At 53.9% G+C, this 13565-nt stretch carries 6 protein-coding genes; all 6 read left to right on the top strand.

The features are described 5' to 3' along the window. The first annotated feature begins 63 nt into the window (after positions 1–63). The 6 genes from FH871_RS01995 (at position 64) to FH871_RS01970 (ending at position 13561) form a co-directional block, all read left to right on the top strand. Entirely contained in the window at positions 64–3405 is a 3342-nt protein-coding gene (locus FH871_RS01995; protein ID WP_138989657.1) for a TonB-dependent receptor, read from the top strand. Positions 3406–3429: 24 nt separating this feature from the next. After that, positions 3430–5307, top strand: a complete 1878-nt coding sequence (locus FH871_RS01990) for a RagB/SusD family nutrient uptake outer membrane protein (protein ID WP_138989656.1) — start codon at positions 3430–3432, stop codon at positions 5305–5307. Between the two features lie 120 nt (positions 5308–5427). Beyond that, entirely contained in the window at positions 5428–7818 is a 2391-nt protein-coding gene (locus FH871_RS01985) for a GH92 family glycosyl hydrolase (RefSeq protein WP_138989655.1), read from the top strand. A gap of 55 nt (positions 7819–7873) precedes the next feature. Further along, entirely contained in the window at positions 7874–9886 is a 2013-nt protein-coding gene (locus tag FH871_RS01980; RefSeq protein ID WP_138989654.1) for an NPCBM/NEW2 domain-containing protein, read from the top strand. Positions 9887–9898: 12 nt separating this feature from the next. Further along, positions 9899–11914, top strand: a complete 2016-nt coding sequence (locus FH871_RS01975; protein WP_138989653.1) for an NPCBM/NEW2 domain-containing protein — start codon at positions 9899–9901, stop codon at positions 11912–11914. A 114-nt stretch (positions 11915–12028) separates the two neighbouring features. Further along, entirely contained in the window at positions 12029–13561 is a 1533-nt protein-coding gene (locus tag FH871_RS01970; RefSeq protein ID WP_138989652.1) for an arylsulfatase, read from the top strand. The last annotated feature ends 4 nt before the right edge of the window (positions 13562–13565 follow it).

Raw genomic sequence — 13565 nt, 5'->3', positions numbered from 1 at the left:
ATGTGCCGGTATTTGCCAATTGTTACTTCCTCTCCTTATTCCTAACCCTTAACCCCTAATTTCATGAAAATAGCGCTACGAAATTACAAACAAAGCATGGGCTTTCTCCCTGCTTTTGTTTGCCAGCTATTTCTTTCGGTTCTCTTCATGGGGCCCTTGTTTGCATACAGAGCCGATTCGCAGGAAGTGCTGAAAAAACGGATTAGCCTGAAAATTGAAAATCAATCCATCAAAAAGGTGTTGATTGAGATCGAGAAAAATGCAGAAGTGCGGTTTATTTATAATCCCAGTCTGTTAAAATCGGCGCACAAGGTTAACCTGACGATTCATAATTTGCCGCTTGGCGATGTGCTGACCAGCGTCCTCGAACCGCTGCAATTGGGCTACCGGATTCTGGGGAAACAGATTGTTCTCAATCGGATTGAAGTAAAGACTTCAGCAATGCCGGAAAACGAGGCCAGTCTACAGCCCATGCTGCCCCTGGATATAGCCGTCAAGGGCCAGATTAAAGATGACAAAAATGAGGCCATTGTCGGGGCCAGTATCATCATCAAAGGCCTGAATAAAGGCACGACCACCGACGCGGAAGGCCGGTTTTCGCTGTCGGTTCCCAACGAGGATGCGGTATTGATTGTCAGTTTTATCGGGTATGAATCACAGGAACTGGCCGTTGGGAAACGCACGGTTTTCGATGTGGTTTTAAAGGCGGATTTAAAGCAACTGGAGGAAATTGTAGTGGTTGGCTACGGTGAAATCAAGAAGACCGATCTGACCGGCGCGGTGGCTTCCGTTCAAACGCGGGACATTGTACGGGCCAATCCCGTGATGGCTTCCAAAGCCATTCAGGGGCAGGTCGCGGGTGCAACCGTCACCAAATCAAGCAATAAACCGGGGGCGGGCTACAACATCACCATTCGGGGCGAAAACACCATCAACAACTCCACCGAACCCCTGGTGGTGATTGACGGACTGATGGGCGGCAATCTCAACAACCTCAATCCCAACGACATCCAGTCGATGGACATTTTGAAAGATGCGTCGTCGACCGCCATTTACGGGGCGCGGGGCGCCAACGGTGTCATCATCGTCACGACGAAAAAAGGGATTTCCGGCAAACCGCGCGTTAGTTACGACAGCTACGTGGGGGTCAAAATGCCCGCCCACATTCCTGAGCTGATGTCGAGCGAGCAGTTCTACAAAGCGACGTATACCGACCGGGTGCTGGAAGGCGCCACGGGGGCTACATTCACAGCCGCCGAAATGGCGAACATCAAGGCCGGAAAAACCGCTGACTGGGTGGATCTGATTACCGACCCGGCCCTGCAAATGAGCCACAACCTCAGCGTGGCGGGTGGCAACGACAAAACGACCTACCGGTTTTCGGGCGGTTATCTGAACGAAAATGGCAATGTGCTCCATACAGGCTACAAACGCTACAACCTGAACGCCGGTCTGGACAGCAAGCTGGGAAACCGCTTCAAGGTGGGGTTTACTTCCTACCTGACCTACAGTAACCAGAACGTGGGGTCGCAGGAGTCGCTGCGGGGGGCGTATCGGGCGCGTCCGACGGGAACCGCCTATTTCAGCGACCTCGCCAACCCGTCCGAGAACGGTGATTTCAATGTCGATGGCTATGCGTTCTGGATGGGAATCAACGACAAGCAGGTGCCCAATCCATTGGCCGACATCGACCCCAAAACCTCGAAACTGCTGACCACCACGATGTCGGTGATGAGCAACGGCTACGTTGAGTTTACCCCCATCAAAGGGCTTAGTTTCCGCTCGTCGCTTTCGGCTTCGTATAATACCGACCGGATTGGTGATTTCCGGGGGCAGTGGTCCAAATCGCAGATTGGGTCCAAACCCCGGGCGCAGTATGACCACCGGACGCAGGGAAACTACACCCTGGACAACATTGTCACGTATAACCTGGACCTGGGCAGGCATAAATTTGGCGTAACGGGTTTGCAAAGTGCCTTTTACCAGCGCAATGAAGCCTATCAGATTGCGGCCAAAGACCTGCCCTACAATTCAGACTGGTATGCTCTGAATACGGGAACCGTGACGGGCATCAACAGTTCGCTGGTCGAGCGTTCGTTGCTTTCCTTTATGGGACGTGTCAACTACTCCTACAATGACAAATATCTGTTGACGGTAACGGGCCGTTCAGACGGTGCTTCCCAGCTTTCGGAAGGCAACAAATGGGCCTTTTTTCCGTCGGTGGCCCTGGCCTGGCGCATGGGCGACGAACCGTTCATCAGCAACCTCAACGTGTTTTCGAACCTCAAACTGCGCCTGAGCTACGGGCAGGTGGGTAACTCGACGGTGAGCCCCTACAGCACGCAGGCCGGTTTGCTCAACACCGGGTATGACTTTGACGGCACGGCAGCTTACGGTTTCGCGCCTTCCAACCTGGCCAACAAGGATCTGAAGTGGGAGCGGAGTACGGAATACAACCTGGGGCTGGACTTCGGGTTCTTTAAAAACCGCCTTTCGGCTTCGCTGGAATTGTATAACCGCAAAACCGCCGATCTGATTCTGAATCAGAAGATTCCGACCGTAACCGGGTTTTCGCAGGTCATCGCCAACGTCGGTCAGATCGAGAACAAAGGGGTGGAACTGACGCTCAATACCGTCAACATCGCCCGCAACGATTTTAGCTGGAACAGCACCTTTGCGTTCACCCGCAACCGGAATAAACTGCTGCAACTGTATGGTGATGGCCAAACCGTCGATAAAGGCAACAAGCTGTTTGTCGGCTACCCGATCCGGTCGAATTTCGATTATCAATTCGATGGCATCTGGCAAACCGCCCAGCAGGAGCAGGCGACCAAATACAAGCAGGTGCCCGGCTCGGTACGCGTGGTCGATCAAAACAACGACGGCGTTATTTCCTCCACCGATGCCATCGACGACCGCGTGGTTCTGGGAACACAGTTGCCGAACTGGATTCTGGGCATCACCAACCGTTTCAAATATAAAAACCTGGACTTGTCCTTTTTTGTCTACTACCGGGATGGCGTTCAATATTACAACAGCACCCTGTCGGGCACGTTCGGCGAAATCAGCGGCACCCGCTACAATAAACTGGCCTCGCTGGACTACTGGCGGAGCGACAATCCGTCGAACACCTATTTTGGGGTAGTGGCGGCCAATCCATACCGAAACGCCATCAACTACCAGGATGCCAGCTTTTTGCGGATTTCGGACATTACGGTTGGCTACACCTTGCCGAAAGGCGTGATGAATTCCTGGAAACTGGCCAATGCCCGCCTGTATGCGCAGGTCATGAATCCGTTTGTGTTTACCAAATTCACCGGATTTGACCCTGAATTTAACTCGGCGATTTACCAGGATGACGTGCCGTCAATGACGTATACCGTAGGTGTCAATATCAGTTTCTAACCCCGAAATCAACGCGTAATTCCCATGAGATCTTTCCGCTCGATCCGATATACGGCCCTGTCCCTTGCTTTCCTAGGCCTGGTGGCTTCCGGCTGCAAAGACGAATTTTTGGTTGAAAAACCGGTTACCACCCTGACCACCGACGTATACTACAAAACGGAAGCCGGTTTCGAAGATCTGGTTCGGTCCTGTTATTCCCTCTTGCGGAATATCCACCAGAACCGGACGCTGGTTCTGAATGGTACCGACATTTTTTCGCAGAGCGGTTTTGGTGATCCCAAATTTGCCACGCCAGCCGTCACGGGCGGCCCGCTGGAACAATATGACGTGCGTCTGAATGCCACGTTGGCGGAATTACAAAGCCTCTGGACGATCCTGTATGCCGAAATTGCCCGGACCAACACGGCCATTAGCCGGGCCGAGGGCATTACGACGATGGCGGCTGCATTGAAGGATACGCGGGTTTCGGAAGCGAAATTCCTGCGAGCGCTATCCTATTTCTATCTGGTTCAGCAGTGGGGCGATGTACCGATGCCGCTGACCGAATCGCTCAGTCCGAGCAAAGAAGCCATTCGGGTGCCTTCGGCAACTATTTACAAACAGATTATCGACGATTTGCTCGATGCGGAAGCCAAATTGCCGGTGACCGCGTCCAACTATGGGCGGATCACCAAAGGGGCTGCCCAGTTTTTGCTGGCCCGGGTGTATCTGACGAGGGGCTGGAATTTCAAGAGTTCGCTGGGCGGGAGCAACGCCGATTTTGACCTGGCGCTGCAATACGCCGATAAAGTGATCGAAGCCTATCCGCTGGCGACGGCCTACACCCAGTTGTTCCCGGTTCATTCCGAAAATCCGCTGAAACAATATACCGGTGCTCAGAACGACAAGAATCCGGAGATCGTGTTTGCCGTCCAATACAATTCGGATGTGCTGACCAACAAAACCGACCCGGCTTTTGCCGTAGATGCGGCTGGGGGCAACAACCTGCATTCGGTTTTTGGCGGTGGCGGTGAAGGGTATCCCGGCACGAAAGGGCGTACGTCGGACTACAACCGGCACCAGCCTTTTCACATTACCAACCCGGCCATGTATCGGCTCTTTGACCCGGAAAATGATTCGCGGTACGATCATAATTTTGTGGAAGTAGGCTATGCCTTATTGCCGGTTACCGGTTTCAAGCCCTTGCCGGTCGTTAATCCGAATCTGAGAGTCGACATCAAAGCGGGCGATACCGTCGTGTATTTCCGGCCCTGGAACAAACCGGCCACCTCGTTGAATGAGCGCGGCATCGATTTGGGCGGTAAAAAGAATTATTCGGTGGTGAATCTGGATGAGTTGAGCGGAGGATACGGTTTTGTGAACAGCAGTACGGTCAGCGTGAGCGGTTTTCCGTCGGACCAGCCGATGATGTGGAAATTCTGGCAACCCGGTATTGCCTACGGTGATGCATTTGGCACCTTCAACGAAGCGGTTTTTCGCTCGGCGGAAGCCTATCTGATTGCGGCCGAAGCACTGGTGAAAGGGGCGAAAAACGGAAAATTGGGCGGTGCCGAAGTCTATTACAACAAAGTGCTGGACCGGGCGCTGGTCAAAAAAGGCACCGATCCGCTGTGTGCCAAAGAGCCGGGCAATGTAAAGTCGCTGGAAGCGGTGTCGTACCGCGCCACGGCGGCCAACATCTCAATCGACCTGATTCTGGACGAACGCGCCCGCGAACTCATGGGCGAATACTCCCGGTGGTTCGATCTGAAACGAACCGGCAAACTGGTTGAACGGGTGAAAAAATACAATCCCTGGGCGGCCAAAAGCAACACGATCAAAGACATTCACTATTTGCGACCCATTCCGCAGGGCGAGATTGACCTGTCGTTTCCGGCCATGAAACAGAACGAAGGCTACTAATCGATATCCCAATGCCAAAAAAGGGGGAGCGGTTTTGCGTTCCCCTTTCTAACCAGAGGATAGTCGTGTAGATTTGTCATCGGACATTACTGGCTCTACACGCATCCGATTCACCTCAATATGTTTAAGTTTTCCTTCTACAGTCTCCTGTTTCTGCTGGTTCTGGAAATCGGAACAACACCTTCATGGGCGCAGAAAGACGGCCCAAAACCGGTCGATCTGGTAAATCCGCTGGTGGATGCGGCCAACTCCCGCTGGTTCTTTTTCAATTCGGCCAGTCGGCCGTTTGGTATGGTCAATTTGAGCCCCGACAATGCCGTCAACGCCGACTGGAATGCGGGCTACCGGTACCACCTCGACAGCATCAAATGTTTCAGCCACATCCACGGCTGGCAGTTGTCGGGGATTCCGGTGATGCCCACAACGGGCGAGTTCAAGGGCCACCGGGGAGCCAGCCAGTACGGTTCGCCGTTTTCGCACGCCAGCGAAGTCATCAAAGCGGGGTATCACAAGGTTGTGCTGGATCGTTACAAAATCACCGCCGAACTGACCTCGACCACGCGGGTCGGTTTTCATCAATACACCTTTCCGGCCTCGGCTCAAAGCCATATTCTGTTTGATTTCTCGACGTTTCTGGGGCCGTCCGATACGCAGAAAGGATACGTGAAAAAGGTTAGCAACCAGGAGATTGAAGGCTACGCGATCATGGCTCCGACCATTCGTCGGCCCAAAACGCTGACGGTATTTTTCGTGGCGGTTTTTGACAAACCGTTTGAGTCTTTCAAAGGCTGGCGAAACGGCACACTGGAAACGCCCGGCGAGGTGATTGAGGGCGAACGAACGGGAGCCTACCTCAGTTTCAAAACCGGGGCGGGTGACGTCCGGAAAATGAAAGTGGCGATTTCGTACGTCAGCGAAGCCCAGGCCCGGCTGAACCTGACGACCGAACTGCCGCATTGGGATTTTGAAAAAACCGTGCAGGAAAGCCGCACCGACTGGAACACCTGGCTGAGCCGGATTGAGGTGCAGGGCGGCACCGAAACCGAACGCAGCCGGTTTTACACCGATTTGTGGCATGCCTTGCAGGGACGGCGGATCATTTCTGACGTTAATGGGAAATACAGTGACATGACCGGTCCCGAACGGCGCATCAAACAGATTCCGCTGGATGCCAACGGGAAGCCCCAATTCAATCACCACAATTTCGATTCGATGTGGGGAGCGCAGTGGTCGCTCAACACGCTCTGGCACCTGGTTTACCCCGAAGTGACGGAATCGTTCGTGAATTCGATGCTGCTGATGTACGACGACGGCGGACTGATTCCGCGCGGACCGGCGGGCGGCAACTACACCTATGTGATGACAGGAGCTTCGTCTACCCCGTTCATTGTCAGTGCATATCTGAAAGGAATCCGGGGGTTTGACCACCAGAAAGCCTACGAAGGGTTGCGGAAAAACCACTTCCCCGGCGGGATGATGAGCAAGGCGGGGTATGAGCACAACACCTTCAAAGGGGGCGGTCTTGAGTTTTACCTGGAACGCGGGTATGTGCCGCATCCAATGAGCAAAACCCGCTACGGTTTTCATCAGGATGGTTCTACCCAGACGCTGGAATACGCTTATCAGGACTACACGCTGGCGCAGATGGCGAAGAAACTGGGCAAAAACGACGATTACGGCCTTTTTATGAAGCGGGCTGAAAATTACAAGAATATCTGGAACCCCGAACTGGGCTGGATGTGGAACCGGACGCTGGACGGGAAATGGGGCGAACCCGCCGATATTTTGCGGTATGACAATGGCTGGGAAGAAGGCAATGCGGCCCAATACACCTGGTTTGTGCCGCACGATGTGCAGGGCCTGATTAACCTGATGGGTGGTCGGGAAGCCTTCACGGCCAAGCTGAACAGTTCGTTTGAGAAAGCCGAAAAACACGATTTCGTTTCGGGGAAATCGCACGACAAAGAGACGCTGGAGGAACTGCGCCGGGTGTTTATCAACTACGGCAATCAGCCCTGCATGCAGACGCCTTTTCTGTTCAATTACGCCGGTTCGCCCTGGCTAACCCAGCACTGGACGCGGCAGATCATCGAGAAAGTCTACAGCGGTATTTCACCCGATTTTGGCTACAGTGGCGACGAAGATCAGGGGCTGATGGGCAGTTTGTCGGTTTTGCTGAAAACCGGTTTGTTTTCGACCAACGGCGGCACGACGCCTGAGCCGTTTTACGAGATCAGTAGCCCGCTATTCAACAAAATCACGATTCACCTCAATCCCAGGTATTACAAAGGGAAGCAGTTTGTGGTGGAAGCAAAAAACAACTCGGCTCAGAACCTGTACATCCAGTCGGCACAGTTGAACGGCCAAGCCCTCGACCAGCCGTGGTTGACGCACGAAACCGTTGTCAACGGCGGAACCCTGCGGCTGCAAATGGGCGCAAAACCGAATAAAGCCTGGGGCAGTAAACCGGAGCAGGCGCCGGTGTCGATGTCGTCAAAATCCGAAAAATGAAAAAGCTGAAAATGCCGGTTAGGAAGGCCAAAGGTGTGGTAAAAACGAAGGACCGATGAGCGTGACGAAGCGATTCTGGTTGCTTGTGGTCTGGGGGGTTAGTTTTGGTGCAGCCACAAACGCCCAGAAAACCAGCGCAATCTGGCTGGATGATTTACCCATCAAATCCTTTTCGGAAGGCATTCCGGCGGTGTTGCCCAAAACAACGGCGGCTGGTGATTCCATCGTCATGCACGGAACGTATTTTAAGCGGGGCGTTGGTGTGAATGCGACCAGCATTCTGGCGTTTTTTCTGGACGGGAAAGCGACCGAATTTACGGCAACGGTGGGCGTTGACGACAAAGGCGTGAAAGAACTGTCCCATACTTTTTACGTGATCGGCGACCGGAAAATCCTGTTCGACAGCGGTGAAATGCGGCTCGGCGATGTGCCCAAAAACGTCACGGTAAAGTTGGACGGGGTTAAACGGCTGGGACTTCTGGTGAAGGTCGATGACGCGGGGCGGACGAAACTGTATTCCAATTGGGCCGACGCCCGGTTGGTCATGCTGGCTGGTCATCGTCCTGAAAACATTCCGAATTCGGATGAAAAGTACATTTTAACCCCGGCTCCGGCCCCATCACCCCGAATCAATTCGGCAGCGGTTTTTGGAGCCACGCCCGGTAATCCATTTCGGTATACCATCGCGGCAACGGGCGACCGCCCGATGCGGTTTTCGACTAAAGGGCTGCCAGCAGGGCTTTCGCTGGACGAACAGACGGGAATAATCACGGGAAAAGTGTTGCAAGCCGGAACGTATCCCGTGACTATCCGCGCCAAAAATACGCATGGCGAAGCGACGAAAATGCTAAGAATAAAGATTGGCGATACGATTGCGCTGACGCCCCCGATTGGCTGGAACGGCTGGAATTCCTGGGCCCGAAACATCGATCAGGAGAAGGTAATGGCTTCGGCCGATGCGATGGTGAAAATGGGATTGAGTCAGCACGGTTGGACCTACATCAACATCGACGACGCCTGGCAGGGCAAACGGGGTGGGAAATTCAACGCCATTCAGCCCAACGAAAAGTTTCCGAAGTTCCGGGAAATGGTGGACTATATTCACGGCTTGGGGCTGAAAGTGGGCGTTTATTCGACGCCGATGATTACGAGTTACGCGGGTTACATCGGCGGTTCTTCCAACTTTGAAAACGGCGACTTCTCTGATTCCATACAGGCCAACAAACGTGCTTTCCGTTACGTCGGGAAACACCGGTTTGAAACCGGAGACGCCCGACAACTGGCCGAATGGGGCATCGATTATCTCAAATACGACTGGCGGATTGACGTACCGGCTGCCGAGCGAATGTCGGTGGCCCTGAAACAGTCGGGCCGGGATATTTTTTACAGCATTTCCAATTCGGCGCCGTTTGCCAACGTCAACGACTGGGTACGGTTAACCAATAGTTACCGCACCGGTCCCGACATCCGGGATAGCTGGAACAGCCTCTTTGTTTCGGCCTTCACACTCGACAAGTGGGCACCCTACGGCGGCCCCGGCCACTGGAACGATCCCGATATGATGATTGTGGGCAATGTCACCACCGGAACGCAGCTTCACCCCACGCGCCTGACGCCCGACGAACAATACAGCCACGTGAGTTTATTCAGTCTGCTGGCGGCCCCGTTGCTCATCGGTTGTCCGATTGAACAGCTCGATGCGTTCACATTGAATTTGCTGACCAACGATGAAGTGATTGAAATCAATCAGGACCCGCTGGGGAAATCGGCCCGGCTGGTGCGGGAAGAGGATGGTGTACAAATCTGGCTCAAACCGCTGGAAGACGGTTCGTTTGCGGTCGGCCTGTTCAACGTCGGAGACTTTGGCAAAACCCCCGAATCCTATTTCCGCTGGGGTGATGAAAAGGTTAAATCGTTCACGTTTGATCTGGCTAAAATTGGACTGAAAGGTAACTACCGGCTGCGCGATGTGTGGCGGCAAAAGGATCTGGGTGTGTTTGAAACGTCATTCAAAACCGTGGTTCGGCATCACGGGGTGGTTTTGCTCCGGTTGTTTTCGAAAAAATAATCCATGAAAAATATGCCTAAACTATCGAAGCCGTTGACGGTTTTTTATCTTTTCATCGCAACTGCTACCTATGCGCAAAAGACAAGTACGGTTTGGCTGGATGATCTGCTGATTCAAACCTTTTCCGAGGGCATTCGCCCGGTGACGGCGAAACGAAATTACAGCAACGATTCGATGCGGATCAACCGGACGTATTTCAGCCGGGGCGTGGGGGCGCAAAGCGTTAGCGTGCTGGCGTTTTACCTGAAGAGAAATGCCACGCGGTTCAGTGCCGTGATTGGAGCCGATGATCTGGGCAATACAGAAATACCGGTCAAATTCTACGTCATCGGCGACCGGAAAATCCTTTTTGAAAGCCGGGAAATGAAGGTGGGCGACGCTCCCCAGAACGTGACGGTGGACCTGACGGGGATTGAACGGCTGGGCCTGTTGATCACCGATCCGGTCGGTGGTTCCAACAACAAACGAACCTATGCCAATTGGGCCAATGCGCAGTTGACCATGAAGGGCGAAAACCGTCCCGAACACCTTCCGAATACGGACGAAAAATACATTCTGACGCCCAAACCGGGCGAAAAACCCCGGATAAACTCTGCAAAAATCGTCGGAGCCACGCCCGGAAATCCGTTTCTGTACACCATAGCGACGACCGGAAAACGCCCCATTCTTTTTTCGGCAGAAGGTTTGCCGTCCGGGTTGGTACTGGATCGAAAAACCGGCATCATTACGGGAAAAGTTAGCCAGCGCGGTACGTATAAAACCACGCTGAAAGCCAAAAATTCGCTGGGAGAAGCGATTCAGCACGTAATGATCCGGATTGGCGATACGATTGCGCTGACGCCACCCATTGGCTGGAACGGCTGGAATTCGTGGGAAACACGGATTGACCGGGAGAAGGTAATTGCCTCGGCCGACGCGATGGTCAAAATGGGGCTGATCGATCACGGCTGGACGTACATCAACATCGACGATGCCTGGCAGGGCGTCCGGGGTGGGCCGCTAAACGCCCTCCAGCCGAACGAAAAATTTCCGGATTTTAAGGGCATGGTGGACTATATTCACGCGCTGGGCTTGAAAGCGGGGCTGTATTCGACACCCTATATTTCCAGTTATGGCGGTTATGTCGGGGCTTCCTCCGATTTTGCAAAGGGCGGAGAATCGCACGAGTCGATTATGGTGAATCGACGCGCGTTCAACCACATCGCCCCCTACCGGTTTGAAACCGAAGATGCCCGGCAAATGGCCGAATGGGGCATTGATTTCCTGAAATACGACTGGCGAATCGATGTCAACTCGACCGAACGGATGTCGAGGGCGTTGCGGCAATCGGGCCGGGATATTGTGTTCAGTTTGTCCAACTCGGCCCCGTTTGCCAACGTGACCGACTGGATGCGGTTATCGAATCTATACCGCACCGGCCCCGACATCCGGGATAGCTGGACGAGCCTGTACCAACTGGCGTTTACGCTGGATAAATGGGCACCCTACAACGGCCCCGGTCACTGGAACGATCCCGACATGATGATTGTGGGTAATGTATCCACGGGTCCCGAACTTCATCCGACCCGACTGACCCCCGACGAACAATACAGCCACGTGAGCCTGTTTAGTTTACTGTCAGCACCCTTGCTGATTGGTTGCCCCATCGAGCAACTGGACGCATTTACCCTGAACTTATTAACAAACGACGAAGTCATCGAAATCAATCAGGACCCCCTGGGGAAATCGGCCCGGCTGGTGCGGGAAGAGGATGGCGTACAAATCTGGCTCAAACCGCTTGAAGACGGCTCGTTTGCGGTCGGCCTGTTCAACGTTGCAGCGTATGGCAAAACCCCCGAATCGTATTTCCGCTGGGGTGACGAGACGGCAAAAATCTTTACATTTGACCTGGCTAAAGCGGGACTGAAAGGCAGCTACCGGCTGCGCGATGTGTGGCGGCAAAAGGATTTGGGGGCATTGAAGGATTCATTCAGGGCAGAGATTCGGCATCATGGAGTGGCTCTGTTCAGGCTGTTTCCGGTTCGATAAAATAGGAGTAATAACAAGATTGGATACGCGGATGAAATGGATGGAACGGATGAAACGGATTTAATCAGTGTCAATCCGTTTCATCCGCATTCCCATCCCTTAAGCAGTTAGAAAATGATCAGATTCTTCAGTTCAGGCGTATTGATTTGCGGGATTGCCGGTGTTTTAATCGGCATGAATCCATCACAACCCGACAAAAAACAGCCGCCCAACATCGTCTACATTCTGGCGGATGATTTGGGGTATGGCGACGTGTCGGTGTATAATCCGGAAGGGCAGATCAAGACGCCCCAGATCGACAAACTGGCTTCGGAGGGGATGCGGTTTACCGACGCGCATTCACCCTCATCGGTTTGCACGCCCACGCGCTACGGTTTGCTGACCGGTCGCTATCCCTGGCGGAGCCGCCTGCCGGTCGGGGTGTTGCGGGGGTATAGCCGGACGCTGATCGAGGCCAATCGCCCAACGGTGGCTTCGTTGTTGAAAAGCCAGGGGTATCAAACGGCCGTTGTTGGTAAATGGCATTTGGGGCTGGATTGGGAAGTGCAGAAGGGCCGTGAAGCGGTTTTGACGGCGGAAGGGTACGGCATTAAAACGGAAATGAATCCCGACGACATTGATTTTTCGCGCGAACCGGCGCAGGGGCCGAAAACCGTCGGCTTCGACTATTCCTACATCCTGCCTGCCTCGCTCGACATGCCGCCCTATTGTTACCTTGAAAACCAGAAACTCACCGACTTGCCGACGGGTTACACCAATGGTAATAAGCTGGAAACCGGCTATACCGGCCCGTTCTGGCGCGAAGGCAAGAAGGCTCCCTCATTCGATTTCTATGGCGTACTGCCCACGTTTGTGTCCAAAGCCGTCGCTTTCCTGAAAAAGCAGTCGACGCAAAAACCGTTCTTTCTTTATCTTCCACTGGCCGCTCCGCACACGCCCTGGGTGCCGACCAACGCCTACGCCGGGAAGTCGAAAGCCGGGGAATACGGCGATTTTGTGCAGCAGGTGGATGCCGCCGTCGGGGAGGTTCTGCGAACGCTGGCCGAATCGGGGCTTGCCGACAATACGATCGTTCTGTTTGCGAGCGATAACGGCCCCTACTGGCGGGAAAATTTTGTGAAGCAGTTCAACCACAAAGCGGCTGGCGGATTTCGGGGCATGAAAGGCGACGCATTTGAAGGCGGACACCGCATTCCGTTCATTGTTCGCTGGCCGGGCCACGTAAAACCGGGAACGACCAGTGCGGCTACCACGACTTTAACCAACCTGATGGCGACCTGTAATGACGTGCTTGGACTGAAAAACCGGGCTGCCATGCCCGAAGACAGCTACAGCATTTTGCCGGTGTTGCTGGGCAAAGCCAGCCAGGTTGCCGATCAACCGGCCGTGGTGCACAGTTCATCCATCGGTTTTTTTGCGATTCGAAAAGGCGACTGGAAGTTGATCGAAGGGCTGGGCTCGGGCGGTTTTACGGAACCCCGACAGATCAAAGCCCCAGCAGGGCAGGGGAGCAGAGGGCAGCTTTACAATCTGGCCACGGATGGCGCGGAGACCACTGACCTTTATCAGCAGAATCCCGAAAAAGTACGGGAGTTAACGGACTTATTGGTCAAGATCCGGCAAAGCAAAACGCGGGTTTCGCGTTGAGGAA

It is taken from the genome of Larkinella sp. C7 (assembly GCF_006149005.1).
Taxonomy (GTDB): Bacteria; Bacteroidota; Bacteroidia; order Cytophagales; family Spirosomataceae; genus Larkinella.
Note: the sequence above shows the minus strand (reverse complement) of the source record. Positions and strands in the feature narration are given on the sequence as shown.

What these genes read in the sequence shown, in the direction of transcription:
- FH871_RS01995 (WP_138989657.1), top strand. Translation starts at nt 64, where the DNA reads ATGAAAATAGCGCTACGAAATTACAAACAAAGCATGGGCTTTCTCCCT.
- FH871_RS01990 (WP_138989656.1), top strand. Translation starts at nt 3,430, where the DNA reads ATGAGATCTTTCCGCTCGATCCGATATACGGCCCTGTCCCTTGCTTTC.
- FH871_RS01985 (WP_138989655.1), top strand. Translation starts at nt 5,428, where the DNA reads ATGTTTAAGTTTTCCTTCTACAGTCTCCTGTTTCTGCTGGTTCTGGAA.
- FH871_RS01980 (WP_138989654.1), top strand. Translation starts at nt 7,874, where the DNA reads ATGAGCGTGACGAAGCGATTCTGGTTGCTTGTGGTCTGGGGGGTTAGT.
- FH871_RS01975 (WP_138989653.1), top strand. Translation starts at nt 9,899, where the DNA reads ATGCCTAAACTATCGAAGCCGTTGACGGTTTTTTATCTTTTCATCGCA.
- FH871_RS01970 (WP_138989652.1), top strand. Translation starts at nt 12,029, where the DNA reads ATGATCAGATTCTTCAGTTCAGGCGTATTGATTTGCGGGATTGCCGGT.